Below are 18,744 nucleotides of genomic sequence, written 5' to 3' on the forward strand. Positions count from 1 at the left end.
AGTGTTTTTTATTCTATGCGTATTAAGGTGGGCAAAGGTCACCACAGTTGTTCATATAGAACGTCTGGATTTCCTCGGGTAATGGGACCTTCAAATAGCCTTCTGCTGAGAGATCACCTGTCTCTGCAAGCTTATTGGTTAAGTCCATTATTTCTCCATATTCAGTTAGTGGTGTATCGCCTGTGTACAGATACACCGCTTCTACATCAGGACCAGGGAGCATCACCTCGATCAATGTGTAACTCGGGATCAACTTCTTTGTATAACGTGTAATTCCTCCAGCCACGATCAAATCTTCCGCATAAGAAATAACCAAATAACCATATTCATCGCTTTGCTTTTTCTCTTGATTGAAGAACTTATCTTCAATCGACTTATCCAAAAAACCTGCTTTATCTGAAAATCGTAAAAAACCGTTCAATGCGTTATCATAAACAATAAAAGTTTTTTCACTCTTATCAAGCTTAATATTTACTCTCTCGTCCAAATAAATTTGAAGATTGAATGATTCACCATGAGCATATTTAGCTTTATAGGATCTTAGTGCATTTACTCCTTCTGGCAGATCCACTGATTCAGCTGAATCCATTTCAAAAACCTTTGTAAAATCATCTGAATAAACAAATGCATACTCATCTTCAATAGAAGAAGCTGCATAATCACTACAGCCAGAAACAAAGAAAAATAAAAAAACGATTATGTTCTTTTTCATACCCATGAAATATCCTCACTAAATTCCGGAATATTCTTAATTATGGTTACCATATTTTCCATACTATGCGCGCAAAGAGCTTGAGCGAATGACTGAGCAGCTATGGAGACCATATTCCAGCCTTTAGGGTTTGGACAAATTGGATTAGCCAGTGATATGTTATTATTTATAATTTTTCTACCAGTGCCTACTGAAACCAGGTCTCCTTCACTTCTAATATGTAATACTTTTTTAAACTCATTAACATAACTTCTTATGCCATTTTTATTAGTAATATAGTTATAAGGACCAGACAAAGGAGTGAAACCTGAATTAGTAGCGGCTCGAAACATCCCTGGTGAGTTGAAGGTTACAACAGGGAGATTATGCCCTCGTGCAGAAACCAATGACGCCAAACCGCCTCCTAATGAATGCCCCGTTAACATCAAGTTTGATGAAGTAGTAGCAAAATTGCTTAAAAACATCAATAGAGATTTCTTAGCAGTATAATATTGCTGGGGTGTGTAACCTAAAGCTAATGTTGTATCGCTAACCACATCATGTGTTTTATCATCTGTCCCTCTAAAAACCATGACATAATCGTTATCTTTTCTTAAAACGGCCCCAAAAAAACCACTTCGTGGGAAATTATAAATAGGTGTTAGTGTTTCCCAGCCTTCTACTACAGGCTGAGAGTCATAGGAAGCATTGCAAATTTCAGCAAGTTCAAGAACGGAAGGCATCTTTAATTCCTTTTATAAAGTTGAAATAAGCTCATCCGGAGCTGTCAAGCCTGACTATACAGATTTATGAGCTGACATCTAGTGCCAGTTAGTGGCTATCAAATAAATTTAACAATGCACCTAAAAGAAAGAAACGTCATAAAACAACAACACAATAATTTAATATAATTATGAAAACACAGAATCACTAAGACAATATATAGATCAGCATAAAATCACTGTATGTATATCAATACACATTATTACAATGTTAATCTGGGCTTGTGTTTTTTCCTGCCATGAGCCTCGACTCACCACTCAGCCATTGATAGAGACTTTCTTCACAACCACTGATTAGCAGAGTGCTCTGTGATGATCTGCCGGATTCACTTTGTTCGTCAAGATGGCAATGCTGACCAACCTGATGAACGAAGCGTTTTTTTCTCACTTTATTTGCGACAGGACTTCTAGGGTGCATGGGGGCCACTCCTGTTTTAAAGGGCTGAAACTTCAGCTCAAGCCAACCTCAACACGCTCGCCATTGAAGCGCACCGGCCAGGTGGGCAAGACAACCTCCGGCTGTTCAAGGCATACGCCATCACTGAGACGGAAGTGCTGCTTGTATAAAGGCGCGGCCACCGACCATTCACCTGAGGCTTCACACAGCAGCCCCCAGGCCAGGACTTCGGCCTGTGAGAAGGGGTCTTTGTGTGCCATCGCGAAGAGCTGCGGGGACTCAGGGGCCGGCCAGTACAGGGCGGCTGCCGTATTTGCCAGCTTCACCGCCACACCGGAGCCCGGTACCAGGTCCTCACGCGCGCAGATATCCTGCCATTTGATAGTGCTCATGATGCTTCCTCCACAGCCAGTTCACGGGCCGGTATCAGCTGTCCTCGTTCCACCACCTGGACGATGCGGGCACGGCCCGGTTCATCGGAATTCACAAAGCTGCGGAAGCGCTTGCGCTTGTCGGGATCTTCCACCGCTTCTTTCCACTCACAGCGGTAGCTGTCGACCACGTGCTGCATGCGTGCTTCCAGTTCAGCGGCCAACCCCAGGCTGTCGTCGATCACCACCTGGCGCAGGTAATCCAGACCACCGTCCAGGTTTTCCATCCACACCGAGGTGCGCTGCAAGCGATCAGCCGTGTAGACGTAGAACATCAGGATACGGTCGATGTACCGCACCAGAGTTTCATCATCCAGGTCAGTGGCGAACAAATCGGCGTGACGAGGTTTCATACCGCCGTTACCACAGACATAGAGGTTCCAGCCATTTTCGGTTGCGATAACACCGATATCCTTGCTTTGTGCTTCGGCGCATTCACGGGTACAGCCGGATACGGCCATTTTGACCTTGTGCGGGGTACGCAGGCCCTTGTAGCGGTTTTCGATATCGATGGCTGTGCCGACGCTGTCCTTCACCCCGAAACGACACCAGGTACTGCCGACACAGGACTTCACCGTGCGCAGCGATTTACCGTAGGCATGACCAGTCTCGAAACCGGCAGCGATCAGCTCTTCCCAAATCAGCGGCAGTTCATCCAGAGTGGCACCGAAAAGGTCGATCCGCTGGCCGCCGGTCACCTTGGTGTAAAGCTTGTATTTATCGCCTACCTCACCCAGCGTAATCAGCATTTTCGGCGTGATCTCACCGCCGGGGATACGCGGCACCACGGAGTAGGTGCCATCCTTCTGCATATTGGCCATGAAGGTATCGTTGGTATCCTGCAGGGGCACCAGTTCAGGGGTATGTACATGTTCGTTCCAGCAGCTGGCCAGCATGGACGCTACCGCCGGTTTACAGATTTCACAGCCACCGCCGCTGCCATGCTTATGCAGCAGCTCGGTGAAGCTTTTGATCTGCTCGACCCGAATCAGGTGAAACAGCTCCTGTCGGGTATGGCTGAAGTGAGCACAGAGAGAATGGTCGACCTGGACGCCGCGCTTTTCCAGCTCTGCATCCAGTACCGTTTTCAGCATGGCGGCACAGCCACCACAGCCGGTCGCTGCCTTGGTGCTGGCCTTGAGATCGGCGACAGAGACGGCACCATCGTTCATGGATTCACAGATATCGCCCTTGCTCACGTTGTGACAGGAGCAAATGGTCGCTGTCATCGGCAGCTCAGCGCTGCCGGCAGCAGGCAGGCCGCCCTCGGACGCAGGCAGGATCAACCCTTCCGGCTGCTCCGGCAGCGGCATATCGTTGAGTGCCAACTGCAGTAGCGGGTCGTAATGCTGGTTATCGCCGATCAGAATGGCGCCCAGCAGGCGCTTACCGTCTTCAGATACCACCAGGCGGCGATACACACCGGTGCGCTCATCGGTATAACGGTAACTCTGACAGCCCGGTGTATGGCCGTGCGCATCGCCAATTGAGCCTACATCCACGCCCAGAAGCTTAAGTTTGGTGGACATGTCGGCGCCCTGGAAGTGCACCCTGCCATCAGCTGACAGGTGCGATACGGCGGCACGGGCCATGGTGTAGCCAGGTGCAACCAGACCAAAATGGCGTCCGTTCCAGACGGCACACTCACCAATGGCATAGATATCCGGGTTGCTGGTTCGGCAGTACTGATCCACATCGATGCCGCCCCGTTCACCCAATGTCAGACCGGCCTCCCTCCCCAGCGCATCCTGAGGGCGAATACCGGCGGAAAATACAATCAGGTCGGTTTCCAGCTCGGTCTCATTGGCGAAGCACATTTTCATGCGTGCCGCATCGCCGGCGATAATCTGCTGAGTTGCGGTGTCCGTGTGAACGCTGACACCCAGGGATTCGATCTTGCTGCGCAGCATGGCGCCCGCTTCGTCGTCCAGCTGTACCGGCATCAGGCGTGGTGCAAACTCGACCACATGAACATCCAGCCCCAGGCTCTTGAGTGCGTTCGCCGCTTCCAGCCCCAGCAGGCCACCGCCAATAACAACGCCGGTTTTCATATCCTTGGCGCTGGCCTGAATCGCATCCAGATCATCCAGTGTGCGGTACACCAGGCAATGGGCCTGGTCACCACCGGGGATGGGCGGAACAAAGGGATAGGAGCCGGTGGCCAAGACCAGTTTGTCATAGGCGTACTCACCCTGATCGGTAGTCACCTTGCGTGCATCGGGGTCAATTGAGGTAACCGCTTCATCCAGATGCAGATCGATAGCCGACTGCTGATAAAAATCCGCATCGCCCAGGCGCAGGTGCTCGGCGTCCTTCGCGAAGTATTCCGACAGATGAACCCGGTCGTAGGCGGAGTGGCGTTCAGCCCCGAACACGGTCAGTTGATAGTCAGCAGAAGCTTCATTCGCCAGCCACTGTTCCACAAAATGATGGCCGACCATACCATTGCCAATCACAATCAAGCGCTGTTTCATTGTTTGCCTCCCGGGAAGCTTGAAGCAAAAAAAAAGCGCCCACTTTCTCAATCGCTACGGGCGGTGCGATTGGAAAGTGGACGCCATTGTCCAATAAAGAGCAGATACCCGAGGGCATCTGGTTATTTTTCTTGTGATGTACTTAGCAGGTGTTGTGCCAACTTTTCATGTCGCGCATTCTCTGCGCTGTATCCGAGTTTATCCTCAGATCGCGCACCACTGAGGTGCAAAAAAACCGAACATTGCCACTTTTCAGGTCAGCCTTTCAGCTTTTCAGCCGCCGCTACCACTCGGGCAGCCACATCAATCAGACGACAATTTCCTTCCATGGCAGCACGACGCAAACTGGCAAAGGCTTCCTCCTCGGTCATTTTCTGATACTGCATCATCAGCCCCTTGGCACGTTCAACAAGCTTGCGCTCGGTCAGTGCCGAACGCGCTTCTTCCAGCTGATCGCTCACCTGCTGCAGGTGGTCTGCCTGCTCCTGCAGCAGGTCATACAGGGCACGCACCGAGCCGGCAGCCGGTACCTGCTCACTGTCGGAAGATGCATCCAGCAGTAAGGAAAAAGCCGACACGGGTTCAGCCGGTGGCTCTGCTTCCAGGCGACTGCGGTTGTCCTGTAACGCCTTGCGTGCTTTCTCCAGACGCTCGCCGGCCATGGCCTGCAGGTCTGCCGACAGCTGCTCCTCCAGCTCTCGCATGCCGTCAATACGGGCCGTCGCCACCGCAAACCAGGTTTCACTGACACCGTGCGGCACTGCTGCCCCCTCTCCCAAGGCGTCGATCACCTTGCGCATCCGCACCAGCTCGGCTTTGGCCGGTGCCTGTTCCAGCTGCTCCCAGAACCAGACCTCTTCAGGCTCGGCAAAGCGAACAAATACATCCAGGCAGCGCTGCTGCGATTCCCGCAGATGCTGCAGTCGCGCCAGTATTTCGGTATCAAAGGCTTCAGCAGCAAAGCCGACACAGCCCCAGGCCCGTTCCTGCCCGGTATGTTCCTTGGCCTGCAGGAAGTGAAACAGGGCCACCAATGCCCGGGAGATCTCGGCATCCGCGGCAATATCAGCAATTTCGAACAGGACCGACAGCAACTCGGCAATAAGACCCGACCAGGCTTCTGTGGCCTGTGCTGTCGTCAGGTTTCCCTGCTCAATGCTGTTGCGCAGCTCCGCCAGATCCTTGAGCTGCAGCAGCACATGGGCGATACGGTGATAGAGCCGGGCACTACTCCAGAGTTGATCCTGCCCCGACTGCACCCGTTGCAGATAGTCACAGAAATGATCACTGGCAGTATTCGTGCGGCCGTTCTGCTGTTTAAGCTCCTCGGCAAATTCCTGTCCTGCCGAAGCCAGAAAAACATTGGATATCCCGCGCTCGCGCTGGAGCTCATGCACCAGTTCACACACCGCCGCCACCAGCTGACAGCTGTGCACCAGCTGCCCCAGCGCACGTGCTTCACTGCCTCGGGCGGCCAGCAGGAAGTGTTCGGTTAACTGTTCAGGCGTCGACATGGCTACTCCGGTATCAAACATTTTCAGCAGTTTTACCCGGATCAATGCAAGGCCTGTTCCAGCCAGGACGAAAAACCGGCATTAATCTTGCTAAGTTTCTAGTGACGGCTTTCATGGTCTGAAGGTTGTCTGCATAGCTCTTAAAATGAGGCATTGGCGCCTGCACTCCCATCGCTCAGCGATGAGGGGGCAGGCGCTTTTTTTATGGGGAATCCAACCATGATGACACTGACACTCAGCTTTCTGCGCACGGCACTGCCTGCTTTCCACTTCAACCCAAGCCGATGGAAGCCCAAGAGCGAAAACACAGCGCGACTACCGGAGAAACAGGGACAGGTTGACCTGGTGGGCGCAGGGCCCGGGGACCCGGACCTGATCACACGTAAAGGCTGGAAAGCACTGCTGCAGGCGGATGTCGTCGTATACGACGCCCTGGTCAGTGATGCACTCATGACAGAGATTCCGGCTCAGGTTCAGCGCCTTTATGTCGGCAAACGCAAGGGCGCACATTCGGCCAGTCAGGCCGAAATCTGCCAACTGCTGGTTGAACTGGCGCAGCAGGGCAAACGGGTTGTGCGCCTGAAAGGCGGTGATCCACTGGTATTCGGCCGCCTCACCGATGAGATGGACGCATTAAGACAACACTGCATCCCTTTTAGCCTTATCCCTGGTATCACGGCTGCCGCCGGTTGTGCTGCCAGCTGCAAGATCCCTCTCACAGAGCGCGAAAAAGCTCCGCGCCTGCGCCTGATCACCGCACACAGCTGCGATGACCGCCCCATCGACTGGGCCGACCTTGCGCGTACGGATGAAACTCTGGTGTTTTACATGGGCCTGAGTATGGCGGACACCATCTCAACCGAGCTGCAATGCCACGGATTGCCCGCAGACTGGCCGGTGCTGCTGGTAGAGCGCGGTACTCATGAAGACCAGCGGGCTTTGCGTGCGGAACTGGGCTCCATGACCCGCATGATTCAGGACAGCGACCTGCAGACGCCAACCCTGATACTGGTGGGGCGTGTCGTCGAGCACTATGACGCTAATTTGGGGGCAGAACAGCTGCTGGAAAGCCTGATGGAAGAACAGCGCTGATGGCGAAACTAAAGCTTGTTATAGAGTGCCGCACGGGACATCCCCAGACGTTTGGCCGCCTCGGTACGGTTGCCATCACAGAGCTGCAGCGTCTCCTGAATAATACGCGCCTCCTCGATTTTCAAACGCTGCTTGAGCGTCAGGCCTGTTTCAGGCGGTTCAGCTTTCTGAGATTGAGCTGATTGGCTGTCCATTGCGCTTGTTTTAGGCAGCGTCTGAATCATCGGTAGCAATTGCGCCGCATCGATATGGCTGAGGGTTTCATTTAGGATGCAGGCACGCTCCAGCACGTTGTAGAGTTCACGCACATTGCCCGGCCAGCGATAGGTCTTGAGCAGGCGAACGGCCTCATCGGTCAGGGATTTGGGCAGGACACCCAAGCGACTGCAACAGTCATCCAGAATACGTTCACCCAAGGCGTCCACATCATCCAGGCGCTCGCGTAGAGCCGGCAAGCGGATCGGCATCGCATTGAGACGGTAGTAAAGGTCAGGCCTGAAACTGCCATCCGCAACCATCTGCTCCAGATTGCGACTGGTTGCCGCCACGATGCGGACCTGGGTGGTTTGCACCTGATTGGAGCCCACCCGCTCGAACTCCCGCTCCTGCAACACACGCAACAGTTTGGACTGCAGGGCCAGCGGCATATCGCCCACCTCATCCAGAAACAGAGTGCCATCGCCCGCCACTTCAATCTTGCCGGGGCGACCCTCTTTCTTGGCACCGGTAAAAGCACCCGAAGCGACACCAAAAAATTCCGACTCCATCAGGGTTTCAGGAATGGCCGCCACATTGACCGACACGAAGGGCTTTTCAGCGCGGTCCGACAGATCGTGCAACGAGTGAGCAAACAGCTCCTTGCCGGTCCCCGTTTCACCGCTCAGCAGCACCGTGATATCGAAACGTGCCGCCTGACGAATCTGCTGTTTTACCAGCCTGATCGTTTCGCTCTGACCGGCGATCTGTGACAGCTTGTAGCGTGCACTTCGCCCCTCACGGTAGCGCAAGGCTTCACGGACCTCGCGTTGCATCTGGTTGTAGCGCTCCAGCAAGGGTTTCATGCCGGAAGTCGGGCTGTCCGTGGCGACGAAGCCAAAAGCCCCTTCAACCTCGCCCTGCTCGTTATGCACCGGCACCACACTGACCAGTGTCCATTGATTGCGTAACTGCAACAGATCCAGCAGCACCGGCTTACCCGTGGCCATCACCTGGGGCAGATAACTGCCCGGAATCAGGTCAGTGATATGGCGTCCCAGGGGCGATTCGGTACACCCCAGAAAGCGGCTGTAGCTGTCGCTGATCCAGTTGATGATGCCATGCCGATCAACGGCAATGCTGTGCTCGTAGAAGGTCTCAAAGGAGCGATTAAGCGAGGCCAGTACGCGGTCGCGCACCTGTTCGGAAGCAAATCCGGAGAGGCTCATGATGGTTGTCACTTGTCTTTATTATTTGACAACCAGCGTCCATTTTATTGGACAGTCTGTCAATATTATTTGACGTCAACAATCACATGCAGAAGCACACAAAATAACAAATATTTTATATATCAATAACTTAAAAAAACTGGCAAGGGATCTGCTCTAGGGGAGGCATCCAAGATTCAATAATAAATACAAAGAGACTCACATGGATCAACCTCTCTGGACACCGAGTCCGGCACGCGTCCGCTCGACCCGCCTCTGGGATTTCATGCAGGTGCTGAACCACCGTCATGATATCCACCTGAACGACTATGACTCACTCTGGCGCTGGAGCAACCAGCACAGCGAAAGTTTCTGGAGCGACCTCTGGGATTACGCCGATATCAAGGCTGCATTCAAGGGCAAACAGGTGCTTGCCGATGCACACCGCATGCCCGGCGCCCGCTGGTTTCCCGATGCCCGCCTGAACTTTGCGCAAAACCTGCTGCGCTACCGTGATGATCGCCCCGCGATTGTCTTTAACGGTGAAGACGGCCGTCGCGTAGAGCTCAGCCACGCCGAACTCTACGCCGAAGTGGCGCGTGTCAGCGCAGGCCTGAAGGCCCTGGGAATCCAGCCCGGTGATGTGGTTGCCGGCTATATGCCCAACATCGCTGAAACCATCATTGCCATGCTGGCCACCACGGCGCTGGGCGGCATCTGGACTTCCTGCTCACCGGACTTTGGCATCAATGGCGTAATCGACCGCTTCGGTCAGGTGAAGCCCCGTGTGCTGTTCACCACCGACGGCTACCTCTACAACGGCAAGACACTGGATTCTTTGGATAAGGTCGCCAGCATTACCGCGGCGATTGAATCCATCGAGCAAACGGTTGTGGTTCCTTTCGTGAATACAGCACCCGACCTGAGCCCGCTGACCAATGCCTCAGTGATAAGCGATTTCGGTGACGCCCAGGCGCAGGAGGTCGAGTTTGTTGCCCTGCCGTTCGATCACCCGCTGTATGTGATGTACTCCTCCGGCACCACCGGCGTACCCAAGTGCATCGTGCACAGCGCCGGCGGAACGCTGATTCAGCACCTGAAAGAGCTGATACTGCACACCGATATTGGCCGTGACGACCGCTTCTTCTACTACACCACCTGTGGCTGGATGATGTGGAACTGGATGGTCTCCGGTCTGGCCACCGGCTGCACGCTGGTGCTCTTTGATGGCTCGCCTTTCGCCCCGCGGCCTGAAGTGCTCTGGGATATGGCCGAGCGTGAAAAAATCACCGTGTTCGGCACCAGTGCCAAGTATCTGGCGGCACTGGAAAAGGCCGGTGTAAAACCGGGCAAGAGCCATGACCTGAGTCCGCTGAAGGCCCTGCTCTCCACCGGCTCACCGCTGTCTCATGAAAGCTTTGATTACGTCTACCGCGACATCAAGGCCGACCTGCAGCTGTCCTCCATCTCTGGTGGCACCGACATCATCTCCTGCTTCGCACTGGGCAGCCCGGTTTTGCCGGTCTGGCGTGGCGAGCTGCAATGCCCGGGCCTTGGCATGGCTGTGGATATTTTCGACGACAACGGCCAATCCCTGCGTCAGGCCAAGGGTGAACTTGTTTGCACCCAGCCCTTCCCCAGCATGCCGATCGGTTTCTGGAACGACCCGGATGGCCAGCGTTTCCACGATGCCTACTTCGACAGCTTCGACAACATCTGGGCTCACGGCGATTACGGAGAAATCACCGCCCATGGCGGCGTGATTATTCATGGCCGCTCCGATGCCGTGCTGAACCCGGGCGGCGTACGTATCGGTACCGCAGAAATCTACCGCCAAGTCGAGAAAGTAGACGCTGTGGTGGAGAGCCTCTGTATTGGTCAGCCCTGGCAGGACGATGTACGTGTAGTGCTCTTTGTTCGCCTGCGAGAAGGGCTGTTACTGGACGATGAGTTGCGCCAACAGATTCGCACCACCATTCGCGCCAACACCACACCCCGCCATGTACCGGCCGTCATCATTCAGGTCGCGGATATTCCTCGCACGATCAGCGGAAAAATTGTCGAGCTGGCAGTGCGCAAGGTGGTGCTTGGCGAAGCGGTGAAGAACAAGGACGCCCTGGCCAATCCCGAGGCGCTGGAGCTTTACCGCGACCTGCCCGAATTACAGGCCTGAACCTGAACAACATTGAAGAGGACTACGCGATGAGCATTCGCAAACTGGCGCTGGTGACAGGCTCAACCAGCGGTATCGGCCTTGAGGTCGCCCGCGTACTGGCGGCCAATGGACTGAACCTGGTCCTGCACGGTCTGGAAGACACGGCAGCCGGCGAGAAACTGGCTGAGGAATTCGAACAGGCCTATGGACGTCGTCCGCTCTACTGCCAGGCAGACCTGAGCCAGCCGGAGCAGATCGACCAGCTGATGCAGACCATTGAAGACAAGGCCGGCAGCCCGACCATTCTGGTCAACAACGCCGGCATCCAGCACACCTCTCCCACCGAGAGCTTCCCGGCAAACATGTGGGACAAGGTGATTGCCATCAACCTGAGCGCTGCTTTCCACACTAGCCGCCTGGCCCTTCCGGGCATGCAGGCACAGGGCTGGGGGCGCATCATCAATATCTCGTCCGTGCACGGTCTGGTGGCCTCGGTGAACAAGAGCGCCTACTGCGCAGCCAAGCATGGCCTGGTCGGCTTTACCAAGGTCATGGCGCTGGAAAACGCGGCCCAGGGTATCACCGCCAATTGCATCTGCCCCGGCTGGGTCGACACCCCGCTGCTGGTAGAGCAGTTCAAGGCCTATGCGCAAGACAACAACACCAGCTTTGAAGAAGCCAAGCAGGGCCTGATCAGCGCCAAGACGCCCTACCCCGACTTCGTCGCTCCCAGCGAAATCGGCGAGATGGCCCTGTTCCTCTGCTCCGATGCAGCGCGCGCCATCAATGGTACAGCGCTGCCGATCGATGGCGGCTGGACCGCCCAATAACCCGACTCAGCACTGCTGTGACAACCACTGTAAACCCGATACATCTGTTCCATAACGATGCGAAAACCGTGATAACAATAAAAGGACACGACATCATGAAAAAACTGCTCAAAGCCGCAACCCTGGGCCTGACCCTGACCGCTTCCACCTTCGCGCTGGCCGACTTCGATAAGGTGCGCTGGCAGGTGCCCATGGGCTTCCCGTCTTCCCTGACCGCACTGGGTGACACCATGCCGGAAGTGGCCAAGATGGTCAGTGACATGTCGGGCGGCAAGGTGGTTCTGAAAACCTTCGAACCGGGCAAGCTGATCCCCTCGCTGGGCGTTTTCGAGAACGTCAGTAACGGCAACATCCCGGCCGGTTACTCCTGGATGGGCTATGAATGGGGCCAGATCCCGGCCTCTGCACTCTTCGGTGCAACGCCTTTTGGTCTGGAATCTCAGGAGTTCCTGGCCTGGATGTACCACCACGGCGGTGACGAAATGCTGAAGGAGCTGTTTGCACCGCATAACGTCTACCCGATCCTCTGCGGCACCATCAGCCCGGAAGCTGCCGGCTGGTTCCGTGAAGAGATGGACAGCCTGGACAAGTTCAAGGGCCTGAAATTCCGTGCGGCCGGTGTCGGTGGCGAGATCATGTCCGAGTTCGGCATGTCCGTCACCCTGCTGCCCGGTGGTGAACTTTACCAGGCGCTGGAAACCGGCGTGCTGGATGCCACCGAGTTCTCCATGCCGATCGTTGATGAGCAGCTGGGCTTCTATCAGGTGGCCAAGCACTACTACCTGCCGGGCTGGCACCAGCCGTCCACCAACCAGTACCTCTACGTCAACCTGGATAAATGGAATGGCCTCAACAGCCAGACTCAGGCGTTGATCGAAAACAGCTGTAAAGCCGCCAACACCGTTGCGCTGGCCAAGGCAGAAGCGCTTCAGGGTGCGGTGCTGAAATCCTTCGAGGAAAAAGGCGTACAGCTGCACAAGTACAGCCCGGAAATCCTCAATGCGTTCAAGGAAGCCACCGACCGTGTGATGGCGCGCCGTTCCGAGTCTGACCCCATGTTCGACAAGGTATACAGCTCTATGAAGGCGTTCCAGGACGAGCACCGTCCGTGGAAAAACTTCGGTTACCTGCCGCGTGACTTTGGCGTGGAAGACGCCGAATAAGCAGTTTCACCTTCGGACCAGGGATATCTCTTATGTCTGACTACGACCTGAATCTGGATCAGGTCGAGGAGGCGGTCGCCCACAAGGCGACCGTCGACTATCCTCGCACCCGCATCTCGGACTGGCTGGAACGCATCGTTGAAGTGTTCGGCAAATACACCTCGTTCATCTGGGTCGTACTGATCCTGCTGATCGTGGGCAATGTGATCATGCGCTATGCCCTGGGCACCAACTTTGTGGCGCTGGAAGAACTGCAGTGGCATCTGTACGCCATCGGCTTCATGTGTGCTCTGTCCTACTGCATCACTCACGACGGCCATGTGCGTGTGGATGTAGTGGCCGAGCGCCTGTCACCCAAGGCGCGCGCCTGGATTGAAATGCTGGGCATTGCCCTGTTCATCCTGCCGTTTTGCGTGCTGATACTGATCTACGCCTGGCCTTTTGTGGAGCATTCCATCCGCATCGGCGAGGTTTCGGCGGCGCCCGGCGGCTTGCCCATGCGCTGGCTGATCAAGTCCGTCATTCTGCTGGCCTTTGTGCTGATGGCACTGGCCGCAACCGCCCGCTTTTTCCGTGCACTGGCGTTCCTGTCCGGCTGGCCCCGCCCGCTCGACACCCCCAAACAGAATAACAACAACTCGCCGGAGTGAGGTGTACACGTGTTTGCTACCAATGAATTGATCGTGATCGCGATGCTGTGCAGTTTCATACTGCTCATTTTCACCGGCTTCCCGGTGGCCTGGCTGCTGGCCGGCATCTCGGTGGTCTTCAGCGTCGGCTCGATCATCGCCTTCCAGTATTTCGACGTTGATACCTACTTCCTCACCGACTGGAGCATTTTCGGGGTCATGGTGCAACGCATCTACGCCCAGATGACCAACTGGGTGCTGGTGGCCCTGCCCATGTTCATATTCATGGGGTTGATGCTTGAGCGTTCCGGTGTGGCCGAGCGCCTGATGCGCAACTTTGTCAGCCTCTTCGGGCGCTTCCATGGCGGCCTGGGCGTGGCCGTTATTACCATCGGCATCCTCCTGGCCGCCTCAACCGGCATTGTCGGTGCCTCCGTGGTTCTGCTGGCCATGCTGTCTTTGCCGGTAATGCTGGAGCAGAAGTACTCCCCCGCCTTTGCCAGCGGCATTGTCTGCTCGGCTGGTACCCTGGGCATTCTGATTCCGCCCAGCATCATGCTGATCATCATGGCCGACCAGCTGTCACTGGCTGTCGGCGACCTGTTCATGGGCGCGTTGATTCCCGGTGTCATGCTGGGCCTGATGTATATCGTTTACGTGATGGTGATCTCCTGGCTGAAGCCCTCCATGAGCACGCCGCCGGATAATTTGCCACCGATCACCGCCAAGCTGCTGTGGGATACCCTGAGCGCCATCCTGCCAACACTGGGCCTGATTCTGGCGGTATTGGGGTCAATCTTCTTTGGCATCGCGACACCCACCGAAGCTGCGGGCGTCGGTGCTCTGGGCGCCAGTGTGCTGGCAGCGCTCAATGGGCGCCTGAATGCCGAGGTGGTCAAGGATGTGTGTATCAAGACCACGCTGACCACAGCGTTCGTGTTCGGTATTTTCCTGGGGGCAACCGCCTTCGCAGTAGTCATGCGCTCTCTGGGTGGCGATGAGTTTATCGGCTCACTGCTGCAAGGTATTCCGCTGTCACCCGAAGGTATCGTGGTGGTGATTCTGCTGATCGCCTTTGTCGCCGGCTTCTTCCTCGACTGGCTTGAGATCAGCCTGATCCTGCTGCCACTGGTGGGCCCGGTCGTGTCCAACCTGGGATTTGATCTGACCTGGTTCGTGGTGCTGTTCGCCCTGGCGCTGCAGACCTCTTTCCTGACTCCGCCGGTGGGCTTCTCGCTGTTCTATTTGAAAGGCGTAGCGCCACCGGAGATCAAAACCTCGGATATCTACAAAGGCGTGATTCCCTTCATTCTGATTCAGCTGACGGCTGTGGCACTGGTGTTCTTCTGGAAGGATCTCGTGCTCTGGCTGCCGTCGGTGCGTTACGGCGCCGGCTAACCCGGCGCACTCACTCTGTTGCTTGATCTGCCCTTTGCGAGCAGCGACCTGGTTCAGATTCAGGTCGACTGCTCGTTTTTTGTTGCGCCACTGAACGGGGACGCATCAGCAGTAATACCAGGATCGCGGCAATGAATGCGATTGCCGCTGCTGTATCAAACAGGCGGCTGAAACCTGCCTGGTATGCCTGCAGAACCTGCACAGGACTGGGCAAACTGCCGGCTGGCCCCTCCGCTGTCAGCGCCCCTGTCGCAACGGCGGTCACCAGCTCTGCATCCAGCCAACAGCCTGGCTCTATACAAAGGCTCCCCTGCAAATCGGTCCGCACACCACTGAGCATCACCGACGACAAGCCGGCATATCCCATCAGCATGGCCAGAAAGCGTGCGGTAGTACTCACGCCCGACGCCATGCCGACATGCTCGGCCGACACCGTGCCCACAATAGCCTTCTGCGTTTCACCGTTAATCAGTCCGCCACCGGCTCCCAGACAGGCCATACTGATATAAAAACGCGTTGAGTCCGCTGACTGCACCGCATCCGCCAGCCCCAGATTGCCCAGTGCAATAACGACCAGCCCAAGCCCCAACAGCTGCCAGGAATCCATCCACGCCGACAGGCGACGGCTCACCAAAGGAAACACCAGCATGCCCAAAGCAAAGGGCAGCAGGGCTACGCCCGTCCACAACAGGGTTATCCCCAACCCCTGCTGCAGATAAAGCGGCAAGAAAGCGGCCGTCACCTGCGCGGCACTGGCATAACCGAGCATGGCGGCGACACCGCCGATAAATGCAGGCGAGGCAAAGAGTCGCAGCTCCAGCATGGGACCGGATGTACTCAGTTCCAGAAGAATGAAAGCGACGAACAACAGTAGCCCCAGTGCAGGGGCCAGAGCACCCAGGGATGCTGCCACCCCAGTTCCGGGCCGCGAATCAGGCTCCAGCTGCCGGCCAGCATGCACAGGGCAAACAGCAGCGCCCCCCACCAATCGAAAGGATGATCACGCGGGGCGCTGGATTCCTGGATCAGGCGCATCACTTGCACAATCAACAGGGCACAGATCAGTGCCACCATCCCAAGTGCCCAGCGCCAGCCCAGCCAACCGCCCACCAGGCTACTAAGGATGGGTGCCAACACCATGGTCAGGCCCATGATGCTGCCCCAGGTTGCCCAGGCCTTGATGGCTTCATCCGGCTGGCGAAACCGCTGGCCAATGATCGCCAGTGCCGGTGCAAGCAATAAGGCCGCGCCCACTCCCTGAAAAATACGCGCCAGAATCAGCCATTCAATAATGGACGCCATCCCGGAAGCCAATGCCCCGGCGCCATATACGCTCAACCCGAGCAGCAACACCCGTTTGCGTCCAAAGTGATCGGACAACGCTCCGGCCACCAGTAGCAAAGATGCGAAGCTGAGCAAAAAACCACTCAAGACCCAGGCCATGGGAGCAAACCCCACCTGCATATCGGCCACCAGCATGGGGGTAATTACACCCAGCAGGTTGGTATCGAATATGGTCAGGGCGCAGGCGGCGGAAGCAGTCAGCAGTAACGCACGCGGATTGTCCTCGGCCTTCATCAACGGCGCTCGCGCCTCCGGAACAGCGGTTCCGGGCTGGCAACCGAGCGTGCATAAATCTGATCAAAGCCGGACAGCCCCTTGATCGCTTCAGCAGCAGGTTTATCGGCACGCACGCAAAATGAGGAAAAGCCGCAATGGCGCATCAGTACCAGCTGGTCACGCAGCACATCACCCAACGCCCGCAGGTCGCCTTCATAACCAAGGCGAGTGCGCAGCAGGCTGGCCTGGCTATAGGCCCGGCCATCCATAAATCCCGGAAACTGGAGCGCAATCAGCGGCAACTGGCCAACCCAGGGTGTCAGTACCTCGGGGTCTTCATCCGGGTCCAACATCACTCCAGCATGCCGAGGCGATAGTTCTCCATTTTCTACCAGCGCCTGCCAACGTGCCCAGGGCAGTATTGGCCAGGGCTCGCTATCGACCGCAGCCTCCGGAGGCAGCACCTCCCAGCGATCATCCGACAGCAGAACCGCCCGCTCCTGCCCCTCGCCATGCCAAAGCCCGATGGTGTTGTTCATGCCGACACCTCCGCCGCCCTGGATTCGGCATAGACGCCTTCCTTGAAGGGCGCGAGCCCCAGTCGGCCAACCGTCTGTACGAAGGTCTCGTCCAACTCGCGAAACTTCAGGTAGACCGATAACAGCCGTTCAATCGCATCAGGCACTTCGTCTGCCTTGAATGCCCGGCCAATGACCCGCCCCAGAGCACTGTTCTTGCCCTGGTCTCCGCCAATGGTGACCTGGAAATACTCCTCGCCGTTCTTGTCCAGACCCAGAATCCCGATGTTGCCAATATGGTGATGGCCGCAGGCATTCACACAGCCGGAGATATTGAGGCTGAGCGGCCCCAAATCATGCAGGAAATCCAGATCATCAAAACGCGTCTGAATCGCACCGGCCACCGGCAGCGAGCGCGTGGTAGCCAAGTTGCAGTAGTCGCCGCCGGGGCAGGCGATCAGATCGGTCAGCAGACCAATATTGGGTGTGGCCAGCCCCACATCCTGCAGTGAGCGCCACAGGGTATAGAGATCACTTTTGCGAATATCCGGCAGAACCAGATTCTGCTCATGGGTCACACGGATTTCACCATAGCCGTAAAGATCGGCCAGGTCGGCCAGGGAATGCATCTGCTGTGCGGTCAGATCGCCTGGAGGCGTGGCCGCACCCGGTTTGGTCGATACAGTCACAGCGGCATATCCGGACACCTTATGGGCCCGGGTATTGGTTTGTACCCAGCTGGCAAAGGCTTCATCACGGGCCAGCCAGGCGCCATATTCAGGATCAATGGCGCTCAGCGGCTGATATTCAGGCGGTGCAAAGTCAGCTGATACCCGTTCCAGCTCGGCCAGGGTCAGCTCCGCCGCGCCTTCGCGGATCTGCTCCCATTCACGCTCCACTTCACTGGCAAAGGCTTCGATCCCCAAGGCTTTGACGAGAATCTTGATACGGGCCTTGTACTTGTTGTCACGACGACCGTGGCGGTTATACACCCGCAACACGGCTTCCACGTATGTCAGCAGGTGTTGCCAGGGCAGATCCTCTCGTAATGTCTGGTTGAGGATAGGCGTTCGTCCCAAGCCACCACCGACCATCACTCGAAGCAAGGGCTCGCCTTGCTCGCTCGGATACAGATACAAACCGATATCATGCGCACGCACGGCGGCACGATCCTGCTCAGACGACGAGATGGCAATCTTGAATTTGCGCGGCAAAAACAGGAACTCGGGATTCACGGTGGACCACTGACGCAGAATCTCTGCCAGCGGGCGCGGGTCAATCAGCTCATCGGCGGCAACACCGGCATAGGCTTCCGTGGTGATATTACGCACGCAGTTGCCTGAGGTCTGGATGGCATGCATCTCGTTGTCGGCCAACAACTGGAGTATATCCGCTACCTGATCCAGCTGAATCCAGTTGAACTGAATGTTCTGGCGCGTGGTGAAATGGCCATAGCCCCGGTCAAACTGGTCCGCGATTCTGGCCAGGGTTCGCAACTGCTGCGACGACAGGGTGCCATAGGGAATGGCCACCCTCAGCATATAGGCGTGCTTTTGCAGATAGAGCCCATTCTGCAGACGCAGGGGCAAAAACTCCTCTTCACTCAGCTCGCCACTGAGACGGCGCGCCACCTGATCCCGAAATTGCGCCACTCGCGCCTGCACCAGAGCATGGTCATATTCATCGTATCGATACACGCATCTGCCT

General features: G+C 56.2%; 16 protein-coding genes. 6 read left to right on the forward strand and 10 right to left on the reverse strand.

Going from position 1 to position 18,744, the window contains the following annotated elements; translation table 11 throughout:
• Positions 1 to 22 precede the first annotated feature (22 nt).
• From BW956_RS02480 to BW956_RS02500, 5 genes are all read right to left on the reverse strand, one after another.
• Positions 23 to 718, reverse strand: coding sequence for a hypothetical protein (locus tag BW956_RS02480; RefSeq protein WP_076460536.1), 696 nt, complete (start codon positions 716 to 718; stop codon positions 23 to 25).
• Positions 709 to 1,434: a Tle-like phospholipase domain-containing protein gene (locus BW956_RS02485; protein ID WP_076460538.1), complete on the reverse strand. Its 726-nt coding sequence runs from the start codon at positions 1,432 to 1,434 to the stop codon at positions 709 to 711. Before BW956_RS02485 ends, BW956_RS02480 begins: the two co-directional genes overlap by 10 nt.
• Before the next feature lie 489 nt (positions 1,435 to 1,923).
• Positions 1,924 to 2,262 carry a nitrite reductase small subunit NirD gene (gene nirD, locus BW956_RS02490; RefSeq protein WP_076460540.1) on the reverse strand — a complete coding sequence of 113 codons (339 nt, stop codon included), beginning with the start codon at positions 2,260 to 2,262 and terminating at the stop codon, positions 1,924 to 1,926.
• Positions 2,259 to 4,775, reverse strand: coding sequence for a nitrite reductase large subunit NirB (gene nirB, locus BW956_RS02495; protein ID WP_076460542.1), 2,517 nt, complete (start codon positions 4,773 to 4,775; stop codon positions 2,259 to 2,261). Before nirB ends, nirD begins: the two co-directional genes overlap by 4 nt.
• Before the next feature lie 257 nt (positions 4,776 to 5,032).
• Positions 5,033 to 6,289, reverse strand: a complete 1,257-nt coding sequence (locus tag BW956_RS02500; RefSeq protein ID WP_076460544.1) for a nitrate regulatory protein — start codon at positions 6,287 to 6,289, stop codon at positions 5,033 to 5,035.
• A 219-nt stretch (positions 6,290 to 6,508) separates the two neighbouring features.
• Between BW956_RS02500 and cobA the strand changes: the two genes are divergently transcribed.
• Complete coding sequence (cobA, locus tag BW956_RS02505; RefSeq protein WP_175611952.1) at positions 6,509 to 7,381, forward strand: uroporphyrinogen-III C-methyltransferase; 873 nt, start codon at positions 6,509 to 6,511, stop codon at positions 7,379 to 7,381.
• 8 nt (positions 7,382 to 7,389) lie between these two features.
• Here cobA and BW956_RS02510 read toward each other — a convergent pair whose 3' ends face one another.
• Positions 7,390 to 8,805 carry a sigma-54 interaction domain-containing protein gene (locus tag BW956_RS02510; protein ID WP_076460546.1) on the reverse strand — a complete coding sequence of 472 codons (1,416 nt, stop codon included), beginning with the start codon at positions 8,803 to 8,805 and terminating at the stop codon, positions 7,390 to 7,392.
• A gap of 202 nt (positions 8,806 to 9,007) precedes the next feature.
• On the opposite strand from BW956_RS02510, the gene BW956_RS02515 reads away from it, so the two are divergent.
• From BW956_RS02515 to BW956_RS02535, 5 genes are all read left to right on the forward strand, one after another.
• A complete protein-coding gene (locus BW956_RS02515; RefSeq protein ID WP_076460548.1) occupies positions 9,008 to 10,957 on the forward strand; it encodes an acetoacetate--CoA ligase in 1,950 nt (649 codons plus the stop codon).
• 29 nt (positions 10,958 to 10,986) lie between these two features.
• Positions 10,987 to 11,769 carry a 3-hydroxybutyrate dehydrogenase gene (locus tag BW956_RS02520; protein ID WP_076460550.1) on the forward strand — a complete coding sequence of 261 codons (783 nt, stop codon included), beginning with the start codon at positions 10,987 to 10,989 and terminating at the stop codon, positions 11,767 to 11,769.
• Positions 11,770 to 11,864: 95 nt separating this feature from the next.
• Positions 11,865 to 12,932, forward strand: coding sequence for a TRAP transporter substrate-binding protein (locus BW956_RS02525; RefSeq protein ID WP_076460552.1), 1,068 nt, complete (start codon positions 11,865 to 11,867; stop codon positions 12,930 to 12,932).
• 32 nt (positions 12,933 to 12,964) lie between these two features.
• A complete protein-coding gene (locus tag BW956_RS02530) occupies positions 12,965 to 13,582 on the forward strand; it encodes a TRAP transporter small permease subunit (protein ID WP_010324128.1) in 618 nt (205 codons plus the stop codon).
• A 9-nt stretch (positions 13,583 to 13,591) separates the two neighbouring features.
• Positions 13,592 to 14,959 (forward strand): TRAP transporter large permease, encoded by a 1,368-nt coding sequence (locus tag BW956_RS02535; RefSeq protein WP_175611953.1) that lies wholly within the window; start codon positions 13,592 to 13,594, stop codon positions 14,957 to 14,959.
• Between the two features lie 10 nt (positions 14,960 to 14,969).
• Here BW956_RS02535 and BW956_RS02540 read toward each other — a convergent pair whose 3' ends face one another.
• Genes BW956_RS02540 through BW956_RS02555 form a run of 4 tightly spaced genes read right to left on the reverse strand, consistent with a single transcriptional unit; the run spans position 14,970 to position 18,734 of the window.
• Positions 14,970 to 15,872 carry an MFS transporter gene (locus tag BW956_RS02540; RefSeq protein ID WP_139327110.1) on the reverse strand — a complete coding sequence of 301 codons (903 nt, stop codon included), beginning with the start codon at positions 15,870 to 15,872 and terminating at the stop codon, positions 14,970 to 14,972.
• Entirely contained in the window at positions 15,797 to 16,537 is a 741-nt protein-coding gene (locus BW956_RS02545; protein ID WP_076460556.1) for an MFS transporter, read from the reverse strand. The genes BW956_RS02540 and BW956_RS02545 overlap by 76 nt, the downstream gene beginning before the upstream one ends.
• On the reverse strand, positions 16,537 to 17,058 hold the full coding sequence (locus BW956_RS02550; protein ID WP_076460558.1) for a DUF934 domain-containing protein: 522 nt from the start codon (positions 17,056 to 17,058) through the stop codon (positions 16,537 to 16,539). The genes BW956_RS02545 and BW956_RS02550 overlap by 1 nt, the downstream gene beginning before the upstream one ends.
• A complete protein-coding gene (locus tag BW956_RS02555; RefSeq protein ID WP_076460559.1) occupies positions 17,055 to 18,734 on the reverse strand; it encodes a nitrite/sulfite reductase in 1,680 nt (559 codons plus the stop codon). Before BW956_RS02555 ends, BW956_RS02550 begins: the two co-directional genes overlap by 4 nt.
• Between the last annotated feature and the right edge of the window lie 10 nt (positions 18,735 to 18,744).

This window comes from Marinobacterium stanieri, from assembly GCF_900155945.1.
In the GTDB taxonomy this organism is placed as follows: domain Bacteria; phylum Pseudomonadota; class Gammaproteobacteria; order Pseudomonadales; family Balneatricaceae; genus Marinobacterium; species Marinobacterium stanieri.

Bases quoted from the DNA above. Each gene is read 5' to 3' on its own strand.
- BW956_RS02525 (WP_076460552.1), top strand. From the start codon at position 11,865: ATGAAAAAACTGCTCAAAGCCGCAACCCTGGGCCTGACCCTGACCGCT.
- BW956_RS02500 (WP_076460544.1), bottom strand. From the start codon at position 6,289: ATGTCGACGCCTGAACAGTTAACCGAACACTTCCTGCTGGCCGCCCGA.
- nirB (WP_076460542.1), bottom strand. From the start codon at position 4,775: ATGAAACAGCGCTTGATTGTGATTGGCAATGGTATGGTCGGCCATCAT.
- cobA (WP_175611952.1), top strand. From the start codon at position 6,509: ATGATGACACTGACACTCAGCTTTCTGCGCACGGCACTGCCTGCTTTC.
- BW956_RS02520 (WP_076460550.1), top strand. From the start codon at position 10,987: ATGAGCATTCGCAAACTGGCGCTGGTGACAGGCTCAACCAGCGGTATC.
- BW956_RS02515 (WP_076460548.1), top strand. From the start codon at position 9,008: ATGGATCAACCTCTCTGGACACCGAGTCCGGCACGCGTCCGCTCGACC.
- BW956_RS02550 (WP_076460558.1), bottom strand. From the start codon at position 17,058: ATGAACAACACCATCGGGCTTTGGCATGGCGAGGGGCAGGAGCGGGCG.
- BW956_RS02530 (WP_010324128.1), top strand. From the start codon at position 12,965: ATGTCTGACTACGACCTGAATCTGGATCAGGTCGAGGAGGCGGTCGCC.
- BW956_RS02480 (WP_076460536.1), bottom strand. From the start codon at position 718: ATGGGTATGAAAAAGAACATAATCGTTTTTTTATTTTTCTTTGTTTCT.
- BW956_RS02485 (WP_076460538.1), bottom strand. From the start codon at position 1,434: ATGCCTTCCGTTCTTGAACTTGCTGAAATTTGCAATGCTTCCTATGAC.
- nirD (WP_076460540.1), bottom strand. From the start codon at position 2,262: ATGAGCACTATCAAATGGCAGGATATCTGCGCGCGTGAGGACCTGGTA.
- BW956_RS02510 (WP_076460546.1), bottom strand. From the start codon at position 8,805: ATGAGCCTCTCCGGATTTGCTTCCGAACAGGTGCGCGACCGCGTACTG.
- BW956_RS02545 (WP_076460556.1), bottom strand. From the start codon at position 16,537: ATGAAGGCCGAGGACAATCCGCGTGCGTTACTGCTGACTGCTTCCGCC.